20 protein-coding genes and 1 tRNA gene are annotated in these 23,390 nt (G+C 62.6%); 5 read left to right on the forward strand and 16 right to left on the reverse strand.

Annotated elements, in window-relative coordinates; translation table 11 throughout:
* Together DOM36_RS20530 and DOM36_RS18720 are read left to right on the forward strand one after the other, a co-directional pair.
* Positions 1 to 201: hypothetical protein (locus tag DOM36_RS20530; protein WP_232823927.1), on the forward strand; the 201-nt coding region annotated here is incomplete at its 5' end.
* Between the two features lie 220 nt (positions 202 to 421).
* Entirely contained in the window at positions 422 to 1,210 is a 789-nt protein-coding gene (locus DOM36_RS18720; RefSeq protein WP_110644002.1) for a GntR family transcriptional regulator, read from the forward strand.
* On the opposite strand, the gene DOM36_RS18725 is transcribed toward DOM36_RS18720, so the two are convergent.
* Positions 1,211 to 1,744, reverse strand: a complete 534-nt coding sequence (locus tag DOM36_RS18725) for a gamma carbonic anhydrase family protein (protein ID WP_075570237.1) — start codon at positions 1,742 to 1,744, stop codon at positions 1,211 to 1,213.
* A gap of 52 nt (positions 1,745 to 1,796) precedes the next feature.
* Positions 1,797 to 3,137, reverse strand: coding sequence for a sodium-dependent transporter (locus tag DOM36_RS18730; RefSeq protein WP_110644062.1), 1,341 nt, complete (start codon positions 3,135 to 3,137; stop codon positions 1,797 to 1,799).
* 230 nt (positions 3,138 to 3,367) lie between these two features.
* On the opposite strand from DOM36_RS18730, the gene prlC reads away from it, so the two are divergent.
* Positions 3,368 to 5,419 (forward strand): oligopeptidase A, encoded by a 2,052-nt coding sequence (gene prlC / locus DOM36_RS18735; RefSeq protein WP_075570248.1) that lies wholly within the window; start codon positions 3,368 to 3,370, stop codon positions 5,417 to 5,419.
* A 67-nt stretch (positions 5,420 to 5,486) separates the two neighbouring features.
* Positions 5,487 to 5,744, forward strand: a complete 258-nt coding sequence (locus DOM36_RS18740) for a YheV family putative zinc ribbon protein (protein WP_075570238.1) — start codon at positions 5,487 to 5,489, stop codon at positions 5,742 to 5,744.
* A 22-nt stretch (positions 5,745 to 5,766) separates the two neighbouring features.
* Here the strand turns inward: DOM36_RS18740 and DOM36_RS18745 are convergent, their stop codons facing one another.
* The 5 genes from DOM36_RS18745 to DOM36_RS18765 form a co-directional block, all read right to left on the reverse strand.
* Positions 5,767 to 6,429 carry a haloacid dehalogenase type II gene (locus DOM36_RS18745; protein ID WP_110644003.1) on the reverse strand — a complete coding sequence of 221 codons (663 nt, stop codon included), beginning with the start codon at positions 6,427 to 6,429 and terminating at the stop codon, positions 5,767 to 5,769.
* A gap of 55 nt (positions 6,430 to 6,484) precedes the next feature.
* Positions 6,485 to 7,156, reverse strand: coding sequence for a metal-dependent hydrolase (locus DOM36_RS18750; protein ID WP_110644004.1), 672 nt, complete (start codon positions 7,154 to 7,156; stop codon positions 6,485 to 6,487).
* A gap of 165 nt (positions 7,157 to 7,321) precedes the next feature.
* A complete protein-coding gene (gene sodC, locus DOM36_RS18755; RefSeq protein WP_075570241.1) occupies positions 7,322 to 7,855 on the reverse strand; it encodes a superoxide dismutase family protein in 534 nt (177 codons plus the stop codon).
* A 90-nt stretch (positions 7,856 to 7,945) separates the two neighbouring features.
* Positions 7,946 to 8,785: a methylenetetrahydrofolate reductase [NAD(P)H] gene (gene metF, locus DOM36_RS18760; RefSeq protein ID WP_075570242.1), complete on the reverse strand. Its 840-nt coding sequence runs from the start codon at positions 8,783 to 8,785 to the stop codon at positions 7,946 to 7,948.
* 210 nt (positions 8,786 to 8,995) lie between these two features.
* Positions 8,996 to 9,988 carry a cation diffusion facilitator family transporter gene (locus tag DOM36_RS18765; RefSeq protein ID WP_075570243.1) on the reverse strand — a complete coding sequence of 331 codons (993 nt, stop codon included), beginning with the start codon at positions 9,986 to 9,988 and terminating at the stop codon, positions 8,996 to 8,998.
* Between the two features lie 284 nt (positions 9,989 to 10,272).
* Here DOM36_RS18765 and DOM36_RS18770 point away from each other — a divergent pair, with 284 nt between their 5' ends.
* Entirely contained in the window at positions 10,273 to 10,818 is a 546-nt protein-coding gene (locus DOM36_RS18770) for a ferritin-like domain-containing protein (protein ID WP_075570244.1), read from the forward strand.
* A gap of 52 nt (positions 10,819 to 10,870) precedes the next feature.
* Here the strand turns inward: DOM36_RS18770 and DOM36_RS20170 are convergent, their stop codons facing one another.
* From DOM36_RS20170 to DOM36_RS18810, 9 genes are all read right to left on the reverse strand, one after another.
* Positions 10,871 to 11,041 carry a hypothetical protein gene (locus tag DOM36_RS20170; protein ID WP_157958685.1) on the reverse strand — a complete coding sequence of 57 codons (171 nt, stop codon included), beginning with the start codon at positions 11,039 to 11,041 and terminating at the stop codon, positions 10,871 to 10,873.
* A 606-nt stretch (positions 11,042 to 11,647) separates the two neighbouring features.
* Positions 11,648 to 11,743: transfer RNA gene (locus DOM36_RS20175), tRNA-Sec, on the reverse strand.
* Positions 11,744 to 11,773: 30 nt separating this feature from the next.
* The gene (selB, locus tag DOM36_RS18775) at positions 11,774 to 13,732 is read right to left on the reverse strand and encodes a selenocysteine-specific translation elongation factor (protein WP_110644063.1); all 1,959 of its coding nucleotides are present in this window, start codon (positions 13,730 to 13,732) and stop codon (positions 11,774 to 11,776) included.
* Positions 13,729 to 15,192 (reverse strand): L-seryl-tRNA(Sec) selenium transferase, encoded by a 1,464-nt coding sequence (selA, locus tag DOM36_RS18780; protein ID WP_232823928.1) that lies wholly within the window; start codon positions 15,190 to 15,192, stop codon positions 13,729 to 13,731. Before selA ends, selB begins: the two co-directional genes overlap by 4 nt.
* 152 nt (positions 15,193 to 15,344) lie before the next feature.
* On the reverse strand, positions 15,345 to 16,328 hold the full coding sequence (gene fdhE / locus DOM36_RS18785) for a formate dehydrogenase accessory protein FdhE (RefSeq protein WP_232823929.1): 984 nt from the start codon (positions 16,326 to 16,328) through the stop codon (positions 15,345 to 15,347).
* Entirely contained in the window at positions 16,312 to 16,959 is a 648-nt protein-coding gene (locus DOM36_RS18790; protein ID WP_110644005.1) for a formate dehydrogenase subunit gamma, read from the reverse strand. The genes fdhE and DOM36_RS18790 overlap by 17 nt, the downstream gene beginning before the upstream one ends.
* Positions 16,956 to 17,885, reverse strand: coding sequence for a formate dehydrogenase subunit beta (gene fdxH / locus DOM36_RS18795; protein WP_075570246.1), 930 nt, complete (start codon positions 17,883 to 17,885; stop codon positions 16,956 to 16,958). The genes DOM36_RS18790 and fdxH overlap by 4 nt, the downstream gene beginning before the upstream one ends.
* Positions 17,886 to 17,894: 9 nt before the next feature.
* Positions 17,895 to 20,969 (reverse strand): formate dehydrogenase-N subunit alpha, encoded by a 3,075-nt coding sequence (fdnG, locus tag DOM36_RS18800; RefSeq protein WP_280952814.1) that lies wholly within the window; start codon positions 20,967 to 20,969, stop codon positions 17,895 to 17,897.
* Between the two features lie 223 nt (positions 20,970 to 21,192).
* The gene (locus DOM36_RS18810) at positions 21,193 to 23,382 is read right to left on the reverse strand and encodes a TRAP transporter permease (protein WP_075571436.1); all 2,190 of its coding nucleotides are present in this window, start codon (positions 23,380 to 23,382) and stop codon (positions 21,193 to 21,195) included.
* Between the last annotated feature and the right edge of the window lie 8 nt (positions 23,383 to 23,390).

A 23,390-nucleotide genomic window follows, 5' to 3' on the forward strand; every position in this document is an offset into this window, starting at 1 on the left:
CCTGCCGGGCGCCGCTGCTGCTCAGTGGTGCCGATCCTGCGAAGAACTGGGAAGCGATTATGCCTGCCTCACCGCCTTGCGTCAACCGATTTCTTCAATCAAATCAAACGCTTGGCTTTCTCCTTCACCGCCTCCGAGAACCTGTCTCGGCGGCAGCGGATGCGTACTTTACGGACCCGCCAGCGTCTTGGCAAGCCCTGATTGGTAAAAAATCAAATTTGATAGCAGACGGTTGCCACAACGGCCTCCCCTCCAGCGACTGGAATCGCTCTAAGCCGCCGTCATGCCAGCACATCGCCGTAAAGAGAGACCTTTGGCCCAGTCTGCTCGAAGTAGCTCTGAGCGCCACCAAAGAAGCGTTGATAAATGCACCAGCATTGGTAAAACCAATTTCACGAACCGGTATCAGGAGCTTCATCTCGTGGCCTACCCCTCCGTCAGGCAGCCCCGTCTGGCCGACGTCATCACCGAACGTCTCGAAGCGATGATCCTCGAGGGCAGCCTCAAGCCTGGCCATCGCCTGCCGGCTGAACGCGAGCTGGCCGAGCGTTTCGGTGTCTCACGCCCGTCATTACGCGAAGCCATTCAGAAGCTGGCCGCGCGCGGACTGTTGACCAGCCGCCAGGGCGGCGGCACCTATGTCAGCGAACGCCTCGCGGACAGCTACGGCGATCCCATGCTGGAAATTCTGTCGCGCCACGACGAATTTCAGCTGGACGTACTGGAGTTTCGCGACGCCATGGAAGGCATTACGGCCTACCATGCGGCAATGCGGGCAACTCCCGCGGACAAGGAGATGCTGCAGCGGCGGTTCGAAGCGCTGGACAAAAGCTACAGGGATCCGGATCAGCAGAGCGACCCGCTACGCGAAGCCAAGGCCGACGCCGCTTTTCATCTGTCCATTGCCGAGGCTGCGCACAACGTCCTGATGCTGCATACCATTCGCGGCCTGTTCCATTTGCTGGAGAAGAGCATCGTCGGCAACCTGGCACACCTGTTCGAGCGCCCCAATGCCCGCCAGCTACTGATGGCGCAGCACCGTGCGCTGCTAGAGGCGATTCAGGATGGCAGAGCCGAAGACGCACGCACGCTGGCGCACGAACATCTCGATTACGTCAAGACGGGACTGATGGACCTGCAGCGCGCCGAGTCTCGCGCCCGGCGCGCCGAAAGGCGTTCTCAACTGCTGGGCGATCCTCATCCACGTTGATCACTCGCCGGCCAGGTGCTGATCCTTGAGCTTGACGTAATTGCCCGCGGAGTAGCGGAAGAATTCCCGCTCGGCGGCCTTGAGTTCGCGCAGCGGTTTGGCAGGGTTACCGGCGTAGACATAGCCACTCTCCAGCACCTTGCCCGGTGGCACCATGGCGCCAGCGGCGATGATCACCTCATCCTCGACAACCACGCCGTCCAGCACCACGGCACCCATCCCGATCAGCACCCGATTGCCGATCTTGCAGCCGTGCAGCGTGGCCTGATGCCCGATCGTGACTTCATCCCCGATCACCAGCGGATGACCACCGGGGTTGTAGTCGCTGGCGTGGGTGCAGTGCAACACGCAACCGTCCTGCACGCTGGTGCGCGCGCCGATACGAATGCGATGGACATCGCCACGGATGACCGCCATTGGCCATACCGAGCAATCATCGCCAAGTGCGACATCTCCTAGAACGACGCTGGCGTCATCGACGAATACCCGCTCGCCGAGGCTTGGCGTGACACCCTGAAACGTTCGAATTGCCATGTTCTCAACTCCTGTCGCTGTCCAGAATTCGGTGACCGATGGAAGGCATTGGCTACATGAGGCTAGTCATTAGCACGACGACCGTCAGTGGTATCGAGACGTAACGCACCAGCCCCAGCCACAGGCGGAAACCGCCGGGGCCGACGTCCAGCGCCGCCGAAGCGGCTTCGGGAGACATGCGCCACGCCGCGAAGATGGCGATCAGCAAGCCGCCGACCGGCAGGAAGATATCCGGAGGAATGGTCGATACCAGCGTGAAGAAGTTCATCTCCCCGACCCAGTGCACGTCCGCCAGCGTGGAGAACGACAATACCGACAATAGCCCCACCAGCCATACCAGCATTCCGATCAGGATAGCAGCCCGGCTACGCCGCCACCCGGCGCCGACGAGCATCGACACCATCGGCTCGGCCAGGTTGATCGACGATGTCCAGGTCGCGACGAGCAGCAGCAGAAAGAAGGCACCCAGCCAGACCTGCCCGCCCGGCAGATCGCTGAACGCGATCGGCAGCGTGACGAACATCAGTCCCGGCCCCTCGCTGGGGTCGAGGCCGTGGGTGAAGACAATGGAAAAGATCGCGATACCGGACAGCAGCGCCACCGCAATATCGAGCAGCGCCACGGCGAAGACCGCCCTCGGCAGACTCTGCTCTTCCGGCATGTAGGCGCCGTATGCCATCAGCGCACAGGCGCCCACGGCCAGCGTGAAGAAGGCATGGCCCATGGCATTGAGCACCACGCTCCAGGTAATGGCGGCGACATTGGGCGTGAACAGCCAGTGCATGGCGGCGCCGAAGCCGGAAGTGGTCACCGCGTAGCCACCCAGAACGATCAGGATGCCGTACAGCAACGGCATCATCACGTTGTTGAGCTTCTCGATTCCGTTGGCAACGCCGGCCGCCACCACCGACATCGTCAACAGCATGAACAGGGTGTGATTGAAGGTCATGCGCAAGGGGTCGGCCAGAAAGGCATCGAAACTTGCGCCGATCTGTTGAGGCGAGCGACCCACGAAGCTGCCGTTCACCGCACTGACCAGATATTCGATCGACCAGCCGGAGACCACCGAGTAGAACGATAGAATGAAGAACACCGTAATCGCGCCGAAAAGTCCCAACCATTTCCAGTGGCGGCTGACATCGGCCTCGTCCGCCAGGAACGCCAGCGCCTGCATCGGGCTGCGGCGACCGGCGCGCCCGATCATGATCTCCGCCATCATCATCGGCAGCCCCAGCAACAGCACGAACACGATGTAGAGCAGCAGGAACGCCGAGCCCCCGTTCTCGCCGGTCATGTAGGGAAAACGCCAGATATTGCCCAGGCCGACGGCCGCGCCGGTGACTGCCAGAATGAACGCCCGGCGGGACTGCCAGCGCTCCAGAGTTTCACTCATCATTCGGGACCTTTATCGAACGGGTTGCGGCCGCGGATGGCACGCCAAACGGCATGCAAGGCTGGCACGAAAACGCGAAGAGCCTATCAGGGCCGCGACGGAGCGCCAATCCGTTGAAAGCCAACGCGCAACGCCCCATGGATCGGATACCACCTGGTGCCCATACGGATTGAAAGCGGCACCGGCTCCCCCCATATAGAATGCCACTGATTCCATCGTCCGAGGTGACCATGCCGAATAACCCGCTGCTCGAGCATCATACCCTGCCGCCGTTCGAGGCAATTCGTCCCGAACACGTCGTCCCGGCCATCGAGAAGATCATTGCCGACAGCCGTCAGGCGACCGAGGCGCTCGCCCAGCAGCAGAACGTGAGCTGGCAGACGCTCGCCGCGCCGCTGGAAGCGCTCGATGATCGCCTCTCCCAGGCCTGGTCGCCGGTTTCGCATCTCAATTCCACGATGAACAGCGATGCGCTGCGCGACGCCTATCAGCAGTGTCTCGCCATGCTCTCCGAATACAGCACCTGGGTTGGCCAGCATACGGCGCTATTCAAGGCTTTCGAACGTCTTCGCGAGAGCGACGAGTTCGCGACGCTCGATACCGCGCAACGCAAGGCGATCGACAATACCCTGCGCAACTTCCGTCTGGCGGGTGTCGATCTGCCGGCCGACGAGAAAAAGCGCTATGGCGAGATCCAGGCCCGACTGTCGGAACTGGGCAACACCTTCTCCAATCAGTTGCTGGATGCCACCCAGTCCTGGTATCTGGATCTCGATGACGCCCAGCGTCTGAACGGCCTGCCCGAAAGCGCGCTGGAAACGCTGAAGGCCAACGCCGAAGCCAAGGGCAAGTCGGGCTACCGCATCACCCTCGACGTGCCGAGCTTCCTGCCGGTCATGACCTTCGCCGAAGATCGCGAGTTGCGCCGCGAGGTCTACACCGCCTATGTCACTCGCGCCTCGGACCAGGGCCCCAAGGCCGGCGAGAACGACAACGCGCCGGTGATCGAAGAGACGCTGGTCCTGCGCCAGGAACTGGCCCGTCTACTCGGTTTCGACACCTACGCCGATTATTCGCTGGCCACCAAGATGGCCGAGAGCCCCGAGCAAGTTCTGGGTTTCCTCGACGATCTCGCCGAGCGGGCGCATCCCCAGGCACAGCGCGAGTTCAACGAGCTCGAAGCCTATGCCAGGGAGACCCTGGGACTGGATTCCTTGAAGCCGTGGGACACCGGATTCGCCAGCGAGAGGCTTCGTCAGGCGCGCTACGATATTTCTCAGGAGCAGCTGCGTCCCTACTTTCCCGCGCCGCGCGCCATCGAGGGATTGTTCCGCGTCACCGGCAAGCTCTATGGCATCCGCATGGCGGAAAATCCGGAAGCGCCGCGTTATCACCCCGACGTGCAGTACTTCGACGTGCTCGATGGCGAGCGTCCAATCGCCGGCTTCTATCTGGACCTCTACGCCCGCGAGGGCAAGCGTGGCGGGGCCTGGATGGACGTCTGTCGAACGCGTCTTCAGCGCGAGAACGGCGAGCTGCAGCTGCCGGTCGCCTATCTGACCTGCAACTTCACTCCACCGGTCGCGGGCAAACCGGCGCTGCTGACTCACGATGAAGTGCTGACGCTGTTCCACGAATTCGGCCACGGCCTGCATCACATGCTGACACAGCAGACGGTGGCCGATGTCTCCGGGATCAGCGGTGTCGCCTGGGACGCCGTCGAACTGCCGAGCCAGTTCATGGAAAACTTCTGCTGGGAACGCGAAGGTCTCGATCTGATCGCCGGCCATGTCGATACCGGCGAAAAGTTGCCGGACGATCTGCTGGGCAAGCTGCAGGCCGCGCGCAATTTCCAGTCGGCCATGCAGATGATGCGCCAGCTCGAATTCTCGCTGTTCGATTTCCGCCTGCACCACGAGTGCCACAAGCCGAGCTCAGCCGACGTTCAGGCGCTGCTCGACGACGTCCGCGCCAAGGTCTCGGTCGTCACCGCCGTTGACTTCAACCGCTTCCAGAACGGTTTCGCGCACATTTTTGCCGGAGGCTATGCCGCCGGGTACTACAGCTACAAGTGGGCCGAAGTGCTCTCCGCGGATGCCTACAGCGCCTTCGAGGAAGCCGGCATCTTCGATCCCGAAACCGGCCGGCGTTTCCGCGAGGCGATTCTCGAACAGGGCGGATCGCGCGAGGCGGCCGAACTATTCGAGGCTTTCCGTGGCCGCGAGCCGAGTATCGACCCACTGCTACGCCATGCCGGCATCGAGCCCCGCAACGCGGCCTAGATTCCGGCGTCTTCCGTCATCCGAGTGGACGCACCGGCGCGTCCACTCACCGATTCCGAGGTAACCCATGACCCAGACGCCGAAGCGCTTCATCGCCGGCGCGATCTGCCCCCGCTGTTCAGCCATGGATCGCATCCGCTCGTGGGAGCAAAACGGCATTCGCTATCGCGACTGCGTGAGCTGCGATTTCTTCGAACAGCTGCCGATCGAGGACGACGCGATCCAGGAAGTGCCCACCCGGGTCAATCAGCCTCGGGAACGCCAGCGGCCCGCAAGCGAAGAGATCACGCCGGTACGGATTCTCGATCCCCGCAAGCCGCATTGATCCCGACGGCGGTCACGTCAGCTTAGCCAGCGACGACACGTTCGAGCAGACGCGACAGATCGTCGTCCCGCCAGTCCGGTACGCCAGCGAGCGCCGGATCCATCGCCTTGCCGGGCCGCGCGATGAAGCCGGTGCGCATGCCGGCAGCATTGGCGCCGATCAGATCCCAGCCATGAGCGGCGATCATCACCAGCTCGCGGGTATCCACGCCCCAGTGCCTGGCCGCGTGTCGATAGGGCTCCGGAGCCGGCTTGTAACGCTCGACACTCTCCACGCTGAGAATGGCGTCGAAGTGGCCCTCCAGCCCAACGTGCTCCAACTGCCGATGTGCCGCCTTCAGTGCGCTGTTGGTCAGCGCCGTCAATGTGTGCCCGCGATTGCGCAAGGTCGACAATGCCGACTGGACATCGCCATGCGCCGGCATCGAGAGAATCGCGTCGACCAGCGCCTGCTCGTCGTCTGCCGAGATCGCGACATCGTGCTTGGCACCGAGCTGGCGCAACGCGCTTCTGGCCAGGCTCGAGAAGGGATCGAACCGGCCGATTAGATTGGCCGTCATCCAGCTTTCCTGAAGCGTCAGGAACCACTCCGGCCGCGTCGCTTCACTGCCGAACCAGCGCTGGAACAGCGGGTCCAGAGCGCGGGTATCGAGCAGGGTTTCGTTGACGTCGAATATCAGATGCATCGCGACCTCGTTGTCAGAGTCGATAAGCGTGGCGCCGAGCTGGTGAGGCACCGGCTCAGCGCCACAGCGCCAGGCCTTGGGTGAACAGCTGGCCCAGCGCCGCAAAGGAAGGCAGCCAGCTCAGTAGATGTGCCGACACCAACGCCAGCATCAATGCACTACCTGGCGCCTGCCAGCTGAAAAGCTTGAGCGCGGTGCCGAAGGAGCGTTTGAGCCTGGCACCGGTAAGATCGACGCTATATAGCTCATCCAGGGTCAGATGAATGATGAAACCCAGCGTCATTGCCAGGCCGTGAACCCAGGCCTGCCGCTCGGGCTGACCGAGCAACGAGAAACTGATTGCCGCCGTCGATAGCCCGCTGACGCCGGCCGCCAGCAGTGAATGCCACAGACCTCGATGAACGGTGAAGCGCGCAAACAATGCGCTCGCCAGGTAACGCACGCCGACATAGGCACCGCCACAAGCGATGAACAGATAGGCCGGCGTGACTTTATGTTGCAGAACCATGACCGCCAGCACCACGGCAATGACGGCCAGAATGTTGAAGATCAGGCGAATCGCCTGCGACTGGTCGGCGTCGATATCCGGCAGAATACCGCCGAATGCCACCAGCGATGCCACGATCATCGCCTGCCAGCCACTCCATTGCCCCGCCTGGCAGCCGGCCTGGGCGAAGACGGCTCCGCCGACACTCGCCACGCCGAAATGCGTTCGAAAATTGGCCATCGGCCCGGGCGCCCCATAACTGGATAAATGAACAGATTATGGCGCGACGGGCGTCTTGAAAACAATAGCTTACGAGCAATGAACAATGGTAAATGCCATGCCCTCACGCAGAACGGCCCTGCCAGTGGCAGAGCCGTCGCCAAGATGATGCCGGTACGGCAGAGGCTAGCGGCTTTCGATAACCCCGCAGGCCACGCGACTTCCGCCGCCGCCGAGCTTGGGCTCGTCGGAATAGTTGTCGCCGCCCTCATGGATGACGAAGGCATGACCGCTCAAATCCGACGCTTTCAGACGGGGGGCCAATACCGGAGTCGTGGCCTTGCCATCGCTGTCGACCATCAGCGCAGGTAGGTCGCCGAGGTGGCCTTCATCACTGTAAGGCCCCTGATGCGTGCCGGTCTCCTGCGGATCGAAGTGGCCGCCGGCAGCGCCGGCCGGCGTCACCTCGCCATCGCTCTCGCTGGTGTCGCAGCTGGCGTTCTGATGAAGGTGAAAGCCGTGAATCCCGGGGTTCAGGTCGGAAAGGTCCGGCGTCAGCAGCAAGCCATGATCGGTGTCTTCGGCCATCACGGTGCCGACGCTGTCGCCGACCCCATCCTTGGAGATCGAGTGCATCTCCACGTGGGTCTGGGCCTGGGCGGCGACGCTCAGCGTCATCGCCAGCCCGGCGCCGAGTGCCAATAGTGCGTTGTGTCGCATGTCGTCTTCCTGTCCGTGGGTGACACTTCAAGTTAGACCCGACATGACCAGGACGCGAATTCCCGGGTTCAGCGGAAAGCGCGGTCGATGCTAAAGGGAGAGATTGTCGAGCACCCGCAACGAAGGTGCCGATTGATTCAAGGTATAGAAGTGCAAGCCAGGCGCGCCGCCATCCAGCAGACGCTGGCAGAGATCCGAGACCACCTCGGTGCCGAACGCCTGAATGCTGTTGCCATCATCGCCATAGGCTTCGAGCTGCTTACGAATCCAGCGCGGAATATCGGCACCGCAAGCATCGGAGAAGCGCGCCAGCTTGGTGTAGTTGGTGATCGGCATGATGCCCGGCACGATCGGGGTCTCGACACCCATCGCGCGTACCCGATCGACGAAGTGGAAATAGGCTTCGGCGGTGAAGAAGTACTGAGTAATGGCGATATCCGCTCCCGCCTTGGCCTTGCGGGCGAAATTCTCCAGGTCCCGTTCGAAACTTGGCGCCTGCGGATGCGCTTCCGGATAGGCCGCCACCGCGATCTCGAAGTGATCACCGGTCTCGTTACGGATGAATTCGACCAGCTCGTTGGCGTAGCGCAGCTCACCCGCCCCACCCATGCCCGACGGCAGATCACCGCGCAACGCTACCAGACTGTCCACGCCATCCTCTCGATAGGACTGAAGCAGCTCGCGGAGCGCGCCCTTCTCGCTACCGATGCAGGAAAGATGAGGCGCCGTGGTGACGCCACTGCGACGGACGGTCTTGACGGTGTCGAAGGTGCGAGCCTGGGTGGAACCTCCGGCCCCGTAGGTCACGGAAAAAAAGCGCGGCTCCCGCGCGGCCAGGGCATCGCGAACGCCACCGAGTTTCTCCCTTCCCGCGTCGGTATTGGGAGGGAAGAATTCGAAACTGACGCCCAGCGGAGGCTGCGTGCTCATGACATGACTCTCTTCGATACTGGCCAGCGCGATAGAGCGCCGGTCGAAGGTGACGTTACCGGATCACGATCAGTCCGGAACGCCCCCCGATAGTGGATTGACGACGGCATATTGGCGATTCTGCCTGCCTCGAAGGATAACGGCCAATGAAACTTTCCCGCCGTCATCATGAACATCGAGCATCGTCATGCTTGATGCCTAGCGCCCGATTCAGGGATGCACCACCATACCGTGATTGCACTCCCCACCGGTCAGACAGTCACGCGTTTCGACCTGCAGCGTCGCGTGCTGGATGTCGAAGCGGGTCTGCAGCATGTCGTAGGCGCGCTCGATCACGCCATCGTGAAGTTCCGGCGCCTCGATCACCAGGTGCACGCTGAGCAACGGATCCTGCGGCGTCAGCCCCCAGACATGAATGTCATGCAGGCTCTTGACCCCCTCGACATCGAGCAGCGCCTGGCGAATCTGGCCCACATCGACCCCCTCCGGCGTTCCCTCCAGCAAGGTATGCGACGAGCGCCGCAGAATTTTCCACGCCGCGCGCAGAATCAGCGCAGCGGCCAGCATCGACAGCAGCGGATCGATCGGCATCCAGCCGGTCAGCATGATGACGACGGAAGCCACGATCGCCGCCACGGAACCCAGCAGGTCGCCAATCACATGCAGCATGGCACCGCGCAGATTGAGGTTCTCCTGATCGCCGCCGTGAAGAATCTTGAACACCACGAGGTTGATCATCAGCCCCAGTATCGCCACCACCATCATCGGTCCCGCCAGCACATCGACCGGCTGGGTGAACCGCTGGATCGCGGCTATGAAGATCCACGCCGCGATCGCCAGCAGCGTCAGGCCATTGACGAAGGCGGCGAGCACCTGGAATCGCTGGTAGCCGAAGGTGCGCAACTTGTCGGGAGCCTTGTCGCCCATGTAAAACGCGAACAGCGCCAGCCCCAGTGAAAAACTGTCGCTGAACATGTGCCCGGCGTCGGCCAGCAGCGCCAGCGAACCCGAGATCCAGCCCCCCGCCACCTCGGCCAGCATGAATCCGGCAGTCAGGATCATCGCCAGCCTGACCCGTTTGACACTATCTGTCGTTACGGTTGGGGCGTGATCGTGCGAGTGGCCGTGAGAATGATCGTGGTCATGGGAATGATCGTGGGGATCATCAGGAGAAACGTGATGCGAGTGATCGTGCGAGGCCATGAAACGTGTCCTGACGAGAATATCCTTGAATCTTAGCCTAGGACCCCGACGCTATTGTATTACACGCCCTTCCTCGTCCGGATCGATATCTCTGGGACAACCCGACACCATCGACTACGTTGAAACGACGTCCCGTGGGAATCCCTTGCGAGGTGGCAGTGACAGCCGAGCTCGGACCATGGTTGCGCTGTCATCGCGGCTGGACCGCCGCTGGGTTGAAGTCACAGTTGGGCTAAGTCGCGGCAGTCAGATGTCGCACCGTCATTCCTATGAAGGAGCAGCACATGAGCGAGCAGACATTTCTGACCGATATCAAAACGATTCGCGAGCGTGCACGCCAGCACATCGAGGATGGCGCGGTCACCGAAGGTTATGGCGCCGATCGCGAGACGGTCATCAATATTCTCAACGAAGCACTGGCCACCGAGATCGTCTGTGTGCTGCGCTACAAGCGCCACTACTACATGGCCGACGGTCTCAGTTCGAGCATCGCCAAGGGTGAATTTCTGGAGCATGCCCAGGAAGAGCAGCAGCATGCCGACCAGCTCGCCGAACGCATCACTCAACTGGGCGGCGCACCGAATTTTTCTCCAGAAGGACTGCTGAGCCGCTCTCACTCCGAGTACGCCGAAGGCGAAACCCTCGAGGAGATGATCAAGGAAGACCTCATCGCCGAGCGCATCGCGATCGACAGCTATCGCGAGATCATCACCTATCTCGGCGACAAGGACCCGACGTCACGCCGGGTGATGGAGGAAATACTCGCTCAGGAAGAAGAGCACGCAGACGACATGGCATCGCTGCTTGAAGGCGTGAGAACCAGCACCTGAAGACAACGCCTGGCTGTCCGGTGTGGCGAGACAGCCAGGCGCTAGAGCGGCATCAGTCATCTCGATTCGAGCGCTGCCGCCACAGATCCCAGGCGATTCCCGAGGCAATGCCCGCGCCGATACCCCAACCCCACCCGGCCGTCGTCATCCAGACGACGACGCCCACCACAATACCTATCAGGGAACCCTGCATGATCTCTCCATGGACAGTGGATAGCGACATGGCCGGCATCATTGTAGCCGTCACGCTCAATCAGCGCAGTGGCAAACGCGATGAACCTATTGGCATGCGATAGCTGCCAGCGCATTGGAGTATCGACAAAGAAAGTTGGGCCAAAAACCGCCGTGGCGTCAAATAGTCGCGAGGTCAAATAGTCGCGAACTGGAAAGTCGCAAACTCGAAAGGTGAAATAGAGAGCGGGAATTAGTTCACGGAGCGCGTGCACTTTCAGCAATGGGCTGCAGCAATGGGCTGCAGCAATGGGCTGCAAGCGGTAGGCATCGCCACACGCCGGTACCCGGTAGAGCCCACTCCCACGATCCATCGCGGTGAGAGCCACTTGGCTAAGTGGGCAACTCCAGAATGGACCGCAACCCACGGTTATCCAAGAGACTTTTCGTGATGCGCCAAGCATTTTTGCTAATGGCAAAACTTAAGTGTTCTTAATCATGGACTTATAAGTGACTGACTCTTAAATGAAAGTTGTAATTTTTTGAAATGCGATAAAAACCAACGGGTCTCGCGAGCACGGATCCTGGAAAGGCGATCCAACACCGACTCGGGAACTCGAGATGAATCGTTCCGGCATCCGGTTCCGGCACCCAGAACTGGCGGAAGAGAGAGGGAGTCGAACCCACCAGGGACTGCTGGCAGCCCCTACAGGAGTTGAAGTCCTGGCGTCCCACCGGGGAACGATTCTCTTCCCGATTATTCGGCCCACCGGCAGCCGACTGTTCAGTCGAACAGCATATCGTCTCGAATCACTCTGTGACCATCCCCGATTCGGCGAGTGAACCCTATCCGATCGAAAAACTCGAGAATCGCCACGGCCAGCTTACGACCACCGCCAATCCGATCGCGAAAATCCGCAGCCGTGGCCCCAGCCGGCGCGATCGCATCCAGTTCCCGGATCATTCCGGCCAGCTCGGCGACATGCGACGTCAAAAAGAAATGATCCTGACGCAGCTGGTAAACACTGCCGAGCAGCGCACAGCTTCTCAACAATTGCCGCACATCCCCTTCGGGCCACTCGAATTGCTGCGCGATATCGCGAACCCGCGGCGGATCGTAGGGCGAGGCTTGCAGCAACGGCTTCACCTTCTGCCAGCGCAGGGCTTCGTCGGGCGACAGTGTCGCCTCGTGGGAGGCCAGCGCCACGAACGGACCGTGCTGCACGATTTCGTTGCCAGCCTTCCAGCGTTCGAGCAGCGGCCGGAACAGCCCTGCCGCAAGCTGGGGAGCCACCATTCGGCGCAGTCGATCGATATCGACGCCGCGCATGGCCGGCTCCTGCTCATGGATCAGCGCCAATCGTTCCTGCGCCTGGCGATACAGATGCCGATGCGTCTCTTCCGGAAGCGCATAGCTGACCCCTTGATGAGTGATGACCCACCAACCGGCAAGCGACGCGCTGCTCTCGAGCTCGCGGCTATCGCGATCGAGGTTGGCGGCCAGCGCGGTCAGATCCACGATGCCGTCGTCGAGAGCTGCCCGGCGCCACAGAACTCGCAGATCCTGAACGCCGCGCTCATCCGGTAGCATCTCCCGCAGCTGATTCAGCCAGGCGAGACGCCGGGGCTTGCGAGCGCCTCGACGTGGCGGTGCGGTATCCAGCACGCGAGCCCCGCCCAACGTGTCGCTGGCCCCGCGGTCGCGAATCACGACGCGATCGCCGTGTGCCGCCTGCAACGGCGAATCCAGCACCAGTTGAGCGAGCATCGACGTTCCAGGCGCCAGGACTTCCGCTTCCAACAGCGAGACACGCCCGGTGACATGGGCGCTGCCGTGATGAAGATGCACCGACGTCCAGTGCTTGAGCGGCGGCGACGCCGGCAGCCAGCGGAGCACGACATCGAGCCGCAAACGGCTTTCGAGCCGGGAAGCCTCGGCCACGACCCAATCCCCGCGATCGAGGCGTCCCGTTTCGATATCGGCCCCACTGAGATTGATGGCACAGCGCTCACCCCGGCTCGCGGTCTTCGCGTCGCGATCCTGACACCGCAATCCCCGCACGCGAGCCGCCAGACCGGTCGGTAACAGTCGAACGCTGTCCCCCAGCGCCACCCGACCGCTGCGCACCGTTCCGGTGACCACGACGCCCGCGCCCCGCTTGGTGAAGACACGGTCGATGGCGAGTCGAAAGCGCCCCGAATCGGGAGGCGCTGTCGCGACGCCCTCCGCGACATGGGCGGCCGCCGTCCACAGGGCGTGTCCGAGTGCACCGATGCCCTCGCCCGAGGCATTGGACAACGGAAATATCGGTGCTCCCGCAAAGGCGGTATCGGCCAGCCAGCGCTGCAGCTCGAGCATGACCTGCGCGACACGGTCGGGGTCGACACGATCGACCTTGGTCAGCGCGACCCAGGCCTGCGTCACGCCCAGCAATTCCAGAATGCGAGCATGTTCGCGCGTCTGCGGCATGATGCCGTCGTCCGCCGCGACCACCAGCAACATCGCCTGGATACCCACGGCGCCGGAGAGCATGTTGGCGATGAAGCGCTCGTGGCCCGGCACGTCGATGAACCCCAGCGTAGCCCCTGCATATTCCGGTGGCGGCTCGGGGTAGGCATAGCCGGCCTCGATGGTGAGACCGCGCACCTGCTCTTCTTTCAGACGATCGGTCGCCACACCGGTCAGCGCGCGAATCAGTGCCGTCTTGCCGTGATCGACATGGCCCGCGGTACCGACGATCACGCCGTGCGATCCCACAGCGGCCGAAGGGTATCGAGCTGCTCGACGAACTGACGCTCTTCCCTGTCGCCATCCAGACAGCGCAGGTCCAGCCACAGCGCGCCCTCGTGTACCCGTCCGATCACGGGTCGCGGCAAGCCGCGAAGCACGCGCTCCAGCCTGGAAAGATCCCGACTCCGTTTGCAATGCAGCACCAGCGCGCGGCTGTCGAGCCGATCGACCGGAAGGGACCCGCTGCCGAGCTGGCTGCGGCAATCCTGGCCGCTGACTTCGGCGATATCCTGCAGCACCGCCTGCACCACCGGCTGCAGTCTGCTCACCTGATCACCAATCGTGGTTGCGTCACGTGCCAGCATCGACAGCGTCGGCAGGGAGCGCGACGGAGCCTCGCTGTCCCGGTAGCACCGGAGGGTAGCTTCCAGGCCCGCCAGGGTGAGTTTGTCGCAGCGCAGCGCCCGTTTGAGCGGATGCTGCTTGAGTCGGGCGATCAGCTCGCGGTTGCCGACGACGATGCCCGCCTGCGGGCCGCCGAGCAGCTTGTCGCCGCTGAAGGTCACCAGATCGGCGCCCGCCGCGATCGCTTCGGCCGGTTGGGACTCGTGAGGCAGGCCAAGCGTGCGGAAGTCGGTCAACGCGCCGCTGCCCAGATCGATCATGAACGGTATGCCATGCTCGTGGGCAATCCGGGCAAGCTCGCGCTCCGGCACGCTGCTGGTGAACCCGGTGATCGCGTAGTTGGAGGTATGCGCCTTGACGATCAACCCGCTGTCGTCACCGAGCGCCTGACTAAAATCCCGCGCGTGGGTGCGATTGGTGGCACCGACCTCGACCAGTCGACAGCCGGCGGCGGACATCACGTCCGGCATCCGAAAGGCGCCGCCGATCTCGATCATCTCACCCCGCGAAATCACTGCCTCGCGCCCGGCGCAGAGCGCCGTGAGTGACAGCAGCACGGCCGCGGCATTGTTGTTGACCACAGTCGCCGCTTCGGCACCGGTCAGTTCGATCAGCAGATCCTCCACCAGACGGTCACGATCGCCGCGTCCCCCCTTCTCCAGATCGTACTCCAGCGCGACGGGGTGACGGGCAGCCTGGACGACGGCCTCGATGGCAGCTTCGGAGAGCGCCGAACGCCCCAGATTGGTGTGGATGACGGTGCCGGTGAGATTGAAGACCGGCCGGATATTGGGCCGTGTCAAAAGCTCGAGTCGTGCCCTGATCGCGGCGACCAGATCGTCCTCCTCTGGCCGGCTGTCACCAATGTCGTCCGCCGCGTCTGCGGCGTCGCTCGCGTCCTCGCTCAAGCGCTGGCGATAGTGGGCGAGCGTCTCGCGAATGGCGCGTATCGGCAGACGATCGCCATGGCGCTGACGCCATGGCTGGAGCTCGGGATGGTCGAGCAGCGTCGTCACTCCCGGCAACTGGCGGCGAAGATCCATCGATGAGGCGATCGTGTCGGGCATGAAGGACTCGAGGTCGCTGACTGGGACCTCGATTTAATCGTCGAAGAGATCGCAAGACAAGCGATCCCGGGAAGAGAGATCGCTGGGGGGAGAACGTTGGCGGAGGCCCCGAGGCGCCGGCCGCCTCGGGTACCGGGAAGGGATCGAACACCTCAGGCGGGCGCTGGCTCGCCCAACACCAGCAGTGGATTGAACGCCCGCCGTTCCAGTTCTCGATCGGCGATCATCATGTCCAGAGCCAGACTGGCGAGGTCATCGGCCAGCGGATCGGCATCCGCTTCCCACTCCCGATTGACGCGCTTCAGGTAGCTATGACAGTGATCGCAGGTCTCGGCCTGAATCGGCAGCACCCGCTTGCCCTGCTCATCCTCGAGACTGCAATAATCCAGTGTCTTGCTGTCGCCACACTGCGCGCATTTGGCACGCTCGGCGTACCACTCGCTGGCACACAAGCCACACTGCAGGTAACGCACACGGGAGCGCGCCATGCCGATCTGGATCAGGCTGCCGACTGCAAGGGAGCCGCAGCACGGACACAGCCCGCTGGCAGCGCCAGCCGGTCTGGGTGGTATTGCCGGCAGCATTCTTGCCTGACGCGTCCACGCCACCTGCAGCGCCGCGCCCATCAGTGGCGCCATGGCACGCTGCTCGAGCGGCAACGGCTGGCCCTCGAGCACGGCGCGGGCCAGCTCGGCACGATCCGCGTCGGGCAGCCGGCACAACGCCTCGAACCAGGTACGCTGAGGGGCCACGACTCGTCCATCCAGCTCGCTCAGCAGTGCCTCGAGATCGTCGGACCATGACATGTCGCGCCACAATCCCTCGACGGAAAGCGGCGGGATTCCATGACGCATGGCCAACTCCGCACCGCTGGTCAATCCGGGGCGAGACTGTTGAACGACCCGGTGCTGCGCCTCGACGATCATTGCCATGAACTGGAGGTAGGGCGCCATCGCCGGCACCCTCTCGGCCAGTTGCCGCAGACGCTGGCCACGCTCGGCAAACAGCTTGCGTCCCGGCAGTCCGACCATTGGCGGCGCCCCCGGCGAAGGTGGCGACTGGCCGAAGGCGTGCTCGCGGGTCGCGCTCGGCTTGCGCGGGTTATCGGGGCTGTCGTCGTCAGGGCTGCTGCTCACGGCGCTGCGCCTCCTCTTGTTCGCGGGCCCACAGGCCGTGATGATGACGCGCCCAGGCGCGGGTCACCCAGCCTCGTGTCATTGCTCGGATCGAGCCCTTGACCCAAATGGCGGCGTAGACGTGCACCACGATGGTGACGATGGCCACGAACGCCGATACGGCATGGAGCAGGCTGGCGAAGCGGATCAACGGGATCGGGAAATAACCGGCGAACCAGGGCCGCCACATGATCACGCCGCTGAGCAGCAACAGCGCGATCGACACCACCAGCGCCCAATAGACCAGTTTCTGGCCCGGATTGTATTTGCCGATGGGCGGCAACTTGTCGTCGCGATTGTCGAGCACGTCGCCGATCTGACGCATCCACTGGACATCGTTCTCACCGAGCAGATTGCGGCGAACGTGTCGCACCGCCATGGCGTAGAACAGCAATACCAGCACCACCCCCAGAAACGGATGCAGGATACGCGCCCATACCGGCCCGCCCAGGGTATGGCTCAGGAAGAAGAAGGCAGGATGAAAGAACGCCAGCCCGGATAGCGCCAGCAGCACGAAGACCATGGCCATGGTCCAGTGGTTGGCGCGATCCAGCTGCGAATAACGAATCAGCCGATCGCGTGGCATCTTCATCGGTCTTCCCCCCGCGGACGGGTGGCATCGTAGCCCAGCGAGTGCGGCGGCGTATCGTCGTGAGCGTACGTCTCTTCCGGCTCCTCTTTCGGCCCCTTGGTCATGTAGTGGATCACGCCTGCGAACGCGGTGATGCCGATGATCGCCGACATGATCGGCTTGGTCACGCCCTTCCACGCGCCGACCAGCGGCGAGATACGCGGATCCTTGGGCAGGCCACTGTAGCGATTGGGGTCGTTGGCGTGGTGCAGTACATACATGACGTGCGTGCCGCCGACCCCGGCCGGATCGTAGATGCCGGCATCACGGAAACCGAGCGCCTTGAGATCGCCCACCCGCTTCTCCGCTCGAGCCAGCATGTCCGTCTTGGTGCCGAACTCGATGCAGTTGGTCGGACAGGTCTTGACGCAGGCCGGCTCCATCCCCGCGTTGACCCGATCCGAGCAGAGCGTGCATTTGTAGGATTTCTGATCCTTCGCCGATATCCGCGGAATATCGAATGGGCACCCGGTAATGCAGTAGCCGCAGCCGATGCAGTGCTCCGAATTGAAGTCGACGATGCCGTTGGCGTACTGCACGATGGCACCGGGGGCCGGGCATGCCGTCAGGCAGCCCGGTTCGGCGCAGTGCATGCAGCCATCCTTGCGAATCAGCCACTCGAGGTTGCCCTCCTGCGTCTCGTGTTCGCTGAAACGCATGACCGTCCACGAATTGGCGGTCAGATCGGTTGGATTGTCGTAGGTACCGTGGCACTCGCCGACATCGTCGCGCAGGTCGTTCCACTCCATGCACGCCACCTGACACGCCTTGCAGCCGATGCATTTGGAGACATCGATCAGCTTGGCCACTTCATCGACGTGACTCCGGACCTGAGGAGGCGTCGTCGTGGTGGCGGAGCGGGCGATGATGTTCTGGGAGTTGTTCATGTGCCCTCCTTAGACCTTGTCGACGCGGACGGTGAACGACTTGTATTCCGGCGTCTGAGTATTGGCATCGCCGACGAACGGCGTCAGGGCGTTGACCAGGTATCCCTTCTTGGCCACTCCGGTGAATCCCCAATGCAGCGGGATCCCCACATGGTGGACCTGCCTGTCGCCGATCATCATCGGTCGCAGCCGTTTGGTCACCACTGCCACGGCCTTGATGAAGCCCCGTTTCGACGACACCTTCACCCAGTCACCGGCCACGATGCCGATCTCGCTGGCCAGCGCTTCGCCGATCTCGACGAACTGCTGGGGCTGCACGATGGCATTGAGTTCGGCATGCTTGGTCCAGAAGTGGAAATGCTCGGTGAGCCGGTAGGTGGTCGCCGCGTGCGGGAACTCCTCGGGCTTGCCCAGCGCCTCGCGATCCTCGTCGAAAATGCGGGCGGCCGGATTGTTGCGAGCCCTTTCCTTGCCCGGATGCAGCAGGTTCTGGGGCACCGGCGACTCGAACGGTTCGTAATGTTCAGGGAACGGCCCGTCGACCATGCTCTGCCCGGCGAACAGATGGCCGACGCCCTCCGGCTGCATGATGAACGGCATCTGCCCTTGCGACGGCGGCGAGTTGGTCGGGAAGTCGGGTACGTCGGCGCCGACCCAGGCACCCTGCTCGCCATCCCACCAGATGAACGCCTTTTCAGGCCCCCAGGGCCGTCCCTGGACGTCCGCGCTCGCCCGGTTGTAGAGAATTCGCCGATTCATCGGCCAGGCCCACGCCCAACCCAGCGTGTTGCCGGTACCGTAGGGATCGGAATTGTCGCGGTTGGCCATCTGGTTGCCGGCTTCGGTCCAGCAGCCGGTGAATATCCAGCAGCCAGACGCGGTACGCCCGTCAGCGGTCAGTTCCGCGAACCCGGCGAGCTGCTCGCCGGCGCGTCGGGTGACATTACCCTGCTCGTCGGTGAGATCCTCCAGCGCACGGCCGTTGAACTCGCGGGCCAGCTCGTCCGCCTTCGGATCGGCCGGAATCCGGTAATCCCAGGTCAGGTTGAGAATCGGATCGGGAAAGACACCCCCTTCCGCCTGATAAAGCTGCTTCAGCTTGAGAAACAGCTCGCCCATGATGCGGGTATCCGGACGCGAATCCCCCGGTGGCGGTGCCGCCGCCCAGTGCCATTGCAACCAGCGGGCGCTGTTGACGATCGAGCCCTCGTCCTCGGCGAAACAGCAGGTTGGCAGACGGAACACTTCGGTGTCGATCTGGCTGGAATCGACATCGTTGTACTCGCCGTAATTCTTCCAGAACTCGCTGGTTTCGGTGTTGAGCGGATCCATCACCACCAGATACTTCAGCGAAGAGAGCGCCCTGGTCACCTTGGCCCGATTGGGGAACGACGCCAGCGGATTGAACCCCTGACAGAAATAGCCGTTGAGCTCGCCCTTGGACATGCGCTCGAATGTGTCGAGGATGTCGTAGAGCGGCCGCTCGAGCTTGGGCAGCCAGTCGAAGCACCAGTCGTTGCCTTCATTGGCCGCATCGCCGTACCACGTCTTCATCAGACTGACGTGGAATTTTTCGTAGTTCTTCCAGTAGGAGACCTGGCCCTCGACGGTCGGCTGCTTGGTGCGTTTGTCGATATAGGCGCGGTAGTCCTGCTCCTTGGCGTTGGCCAGGGTCATGTAGCCGGGCAGGAGCTGGGACAGCAGGCCCAGGTCGGTCAGGCCCTGGATGTTGGAGTGTCCGCGCAAGGCGTTGACGCCGCCGCCCGGCATGCCCATGTTGCCCAGCAACAGCTGGACCATGGCGGCCGTACGGATGATCTGGGATCCGATCGAATGCTGCGTCCACCCCAGCGCGTAGAGGATGGTCATGGTCTTGTCGGGGACCGCCATCGCCGCGATCTTCTTCCAGATCCGCTGGATGTTGTCGACCGTGATCCCGGTAATGCTCGAGACCATGTCCGGGGTGTAACGCGAATAGTGTTCCCGCAGCAACTGATAGACGCAGCGCGGATTCTGCAAGGACGCGTCGCGACGAGCGAAACCGTCGTCGCCCATCTCGTACATCCACGACTGCTTGTCGTAGCTGCGGGTCGACTCGTCATACCCGGAGAACAGACCGTCCTCGAAACCGTAGTCCTCGCGCACGATCAGCGCCGCGTCGGTGTAGTTCAGCACGTACTCGCGCTGGATCTGATCGGTCTCGATCAGATAGCTGATCAGCCCGCCGAGAAACGCGATATCGGTGCCGGTGCGGATGAACGCCTTGTCCTGCGCCACGGCGCCGGTACGAGTGAAGCGCGGGTCGATCGTGATCAACTCGGCTTTATTGTGCTCGATGGCCTCGGTGACCCAGCGAAAGCCCACAGGGTGTGCTTCGGCGGAGTTGCCACCCATCGACAGAATCAGATTGGCATTGCGGATGTCGACCCAGTGATTGGTCATGGCACCGCGACCGAATGAAGGGGCAAGACCTGCCACCGTCGGTCCGTGTCAAACGCGTGCCTGGTTGTCGAACGCCACCATGCCGAGATTGCGCACCACCTTGTGGGTGATGTAGCCGGCTTCGTTGGAAGAGCCGGAGGCCGCCAGGAAGCCGGTCGTCGTCCAGTGGTTGACCGTCTCGCCTTGCGCGGTGCGCTGGACGAAATTGGCGTCGCGATCGTCCTTCATGTGCCGGGCGATACGGTTCAGCGCCTCGTCCCAGCTGATTCGTGTCCATTCGCTGGAGCCCGCTTCACGAACTTGCGGATATTCGAGCCGCCCCTTGCTGTGAACGAAGTCGAGCAGGCCAGCGCCTTTGGGGCAGAGCGAACCACGAGACACCGGATGATCGGGATCGCCTTCGATATGGAAGACATTCTGCTCGACGTTCTTGGAGCCGTCGCCCTTGCTGTAGATCAGAATGCCACAGCCTACCGAGCAGTAGGTGCAGGTGTTGCGGGTCTCTTTGGCGTGGGTCAGCTTGAACTGGCGGATCGAGGCTTCGGCGGGTTCGGGCGCAAACCCCATCATCGCCAGGCTCGAACTCGCCAACCCCGCCCCGCCCAGTTTGAAAAACTGGCGCCGAGTGACGTTGATTGACATGTGTCATCCTCATCGGTCATTGGCGGGCACCTCTACTCTTCAACGGTCATTCTGCGGGTGCCTCGCTTTTCTTATAGCAAACGGCTAGGCAAGCTGTCGTCATCACAAGCGCGGTAATTTGTCGGTAACGACTAAAGTCGTATCACCAGAACGGCAAAACGCCCACTCCCCGGAAGGGGGAATGGGCGCTCGTTCCGCAATGACCCGACTTGGCAGTACGTTGCTACACGGCTTTGGCAGGCGTTACCTCCGGCTTCGCCTTGGCCAGCAGGAACAGCACCACGGTAATGACCGCGCCGACGATGTCGCTGATCAACCCCGGGAAAATCAACGCCAGCGCACCGACCGCCGCCAGTATTCGCCAGAACGGGTTGAGCGGGCGTCGCAGATAGCCCTCGACCGCCACGGCCAGCAGCAGCACCCCGACCACCCCGGTCACGATGACCCACAGCGTGTTCCACAGGGTCGCATCGATCATCAGCATGCTGTGCGCGAATACGAACATGTAGGGCACCACGAAGCCGGCGATCGCCAGTTTCATCGCCTGGAAACCGGTGGCGTTGGGCGAGCCGCCGCTGATACCGGCGCCCGCATAGGCGGCCAGCGCCACGGGCGGCGTCAGGTTGGCGAACAGCCCGAAGTAGAACACGAACATGTGGGCCACGAAGATCGCCGTCTCGTTGCTGCCCGCCAGCTCCCGGAACATCGGCAGATTCAGCAGAATCGGCGCGGCCATGGTGCTGGTGATGATGTAGGTCGGAATACTCGGCAGGCCCATGCCGAGCACGATCGATGCGATCATGGTCAGCACCAGCGTGACCAGCAGCTGGATCATCGGAATCGGAATCTGCTGGCCCAGCGTCACCACGGCGTCAGCCGCTTCCAGCGCGATACCGGTGAGCGTGGCAATCCCGACAATGATCCCCACTGCCCCACAGGCCACGGCAACGGGAATGGCATTGCGCACCCCGTCGTGCATGGCATCACGACAGTCGGCCACATCCATCTTCTCGGCCACCATCCCCAGCTTGGCCCGCAGCGCGTTGATGGCCACCGTCACCGCAATGATCAAGAACAGCGTCCAGCGGCTGGCCGGAAAATTGGGCAGCGCGTGTCCACCGATCAACGCCCGCAGCTGCGGCTCGAAGATCAGCAGTGCCAGAATCAGGCTGAGCCCGATCGCCACGCGGCGCGTACCGCAGATCAGTACCGTTGCCGCGATCGACCAGAATGCCGCGAAGAACGGCGCCCGCCCCTCGAACAGCAGCCATAGCAGCACGGCCATCGGTATCAGCAGGTGACCGCGCTTGAGCATGACCTCCTTGAGCGGCGTGAGCTGGGAGCGAGGAATACCCTCCAGGCCGTTGCGCATGGCGCGCAGATGTACCTGGAACAGCACGCCAAGATAGTAGAGCAGCGCCGGAATGATCCCCGCCAGAATGACCTGGGTGTAGGGAACTGCCAGCACCTCGGCCATGATGAAGGCCGCTGCGCCCATGATCGGCGGCAGGATCTGACCGCCGACGCTGGCAGCGGCTTCGACCGCTCCGGCGAAGTTCGCCTTGTAGCCGGTCTTCTTCATCAACGGAATGGTAAAGGCCCCTGTCGTCACCACATTGGCGATGGCGGAGCCGTTGATCGAACCCAGAAAGCCGCTGGCGATGACCGCCACCTTGGCCGGCCCGCCCCGGGTATGTCCGGCGATGGCCAGCGCAAGATCGTTGAACAGCTGCCCCAGTCCGGACTTGCCGAGAAAGGCACCGAACAGGATGAACAGAATGATATAGCTCGCCGAGACCCCGATCGCCGTGCCCAGCAGCCCTTCGGTGATAAACACCAGATGGGAGATGATCTGCTTGCAGGTGGCGAGGACGATCGCCTCGTTGACCTGCGGGTAGAACGAGAGCTTGGCATAGAAGCCGTAGACCAGGAACAAAGCGGCCAGAATCGTCAGGCCCCAGCCGGTGACACGCCGGGTTGCGTCCAGCACCAGCAGAATCGCCACCATGCCGACCACCATGTCGACATTGTTGATGCGTCCTGCCGAAGCGATCACGCGATCGGACACCATCAGCATGTAGACACCGATGCCGAATGCGATCAGTGCCACGATGGCGTCGCCCCATGGCACCCGGTCGCGGGCTCCCTTGCGAGTCAACGGATAGAGAATGAAGGCCAGACCCAGCAGGGTATAGAGGTGGATGCTGCGCTGGGCGACATCGACCAGCGGCCCCGAAAACGAGGTGTAGAGATGAAACAGTGCCAGCAGTACCGACACGGCCATGACGAACCGGATCACCGAGCGCGGCAGTCTGTCTCGTACCAGACTTTCGCGGTCGAATTTTTCCAGTGCCTCCTTGACCGACGGATCCTGTGAATCGTCGGCGGAGATCGTGTTTTTCTGTTCGGACATGTGCCTTC

The organism is Salinicola sp. CPA57 (genome assembly GCF_003206035.1).
In the GTDB taxonomy this organism is placed as follows: Bacteria; Pseudomonadota; Gammaproteobacteria; order Pseudomonadales; family Halomonadaceae; genus Salinicola; species Salinicola socius.

Bases quoted from the DNA above. Each gene is read 5' to 3' on its own strand.
- DOM36_RS18765 (WP_075570243.1), bottom strand. From the start codon at position 9,988: ATGGCCTCGCACGATCACTCGCATCACGTTTCTCCTGATGATCCCCAC.
- sodC (WP_075570241.1), bottom strand. From the start codon at position 7,855: ATGCGACACAACGCACTATTGGCACTCGGCGCCGGGCTGGCGATGACG.
- fdxH (WP_075570246.1), bottom strand. From the start codon at position 17,885: ATGAACAACTCCCAGAACATCATCGCCCGCTCCGCCACCACGACGACG.
- metF (WP_075570242.1), bottom strand. From the start codon at position 8,785: ATGAGCACGCAGCCTCCGCTGGGCGTCAGTTTCGAATTCTTCCCTCCC.
- DOM36_RS18740 (WP_075570238.1), top strand. From the start codon at position 5,487: ATGACCCAGACGCCGAAGCGCTTCATCGCCGGCGCGATCTGCCCCCGC.
- DOM36_RS18790 (WP_110644005.1), bottom strand. From the start codon at position 16,959: ATGAAGATGCCACGCGATCGGCTGATTCGTTATTCGCAGCTGGATCGC.
- DOM36_RS18745 (WP_110644003.1), bottom strand. From the start codon at position 6,429: ATGCATCTGATATTCGACGTCAACGAAACCCTGCTCGATACCCGCGCT.
- DOM36_RS18750 (WP_110644004.1), bottom strand. From the start codon at position 7,156: ATGGCCAATTTTCGAACGCATTTCGGCGTGGCGAGTGTCGGCGGAGCC.
- DOM36_RS18730 (WP_110644062.1), bottom strand. From the start codon at position 3,137: ATGAGTGAAACTCTGGAGCGCTGGCAGTCCCGCCGGGCGTTCATTCTG.
- DOM36_RS18725 (WP_075570237.1), bottom strand. From the start codon at position 1,744: ATGGCAATTCGAACGTTTCAGGGTGTCACGCCAAGCCTCGGCGAGCGG.
- DOM36_RS20170 (WP_157958685.1), bottom strand. From the start codon at position 11,041: ATGTCGCTATCCACTGTCCATGGAGAGATCATGCAGGGTTCCCTGATA.
- selA (WP_232823928.1), bottom strand. From the start codon at position 15,192: ATGCCCGACACGATCGCCTCATCGATGGATCTTCGCCGCCAGTTGCCG.
- DOM36_RS18770 (WP_075570244.1), top strand. From the start codon at position 10,273: ATGAGCGAGCAGACATTTCTGACCGATATCAAAACGATTCGCGAGCGT.
- prlC (WP_075570248.1), top strand. From the start codon at position 3,368: ATGCCGAATAACCCGCTGCTCGAGCATCATACCCTGCCGCCGTTCGAG.
- DOM36_RS18810 (WP_075571436.1), bottom strand. From the start codon at position 23,382: ATGTCCGAACAGAAAAACACGATCTCCGCCGACGATTCACAGGATCCG.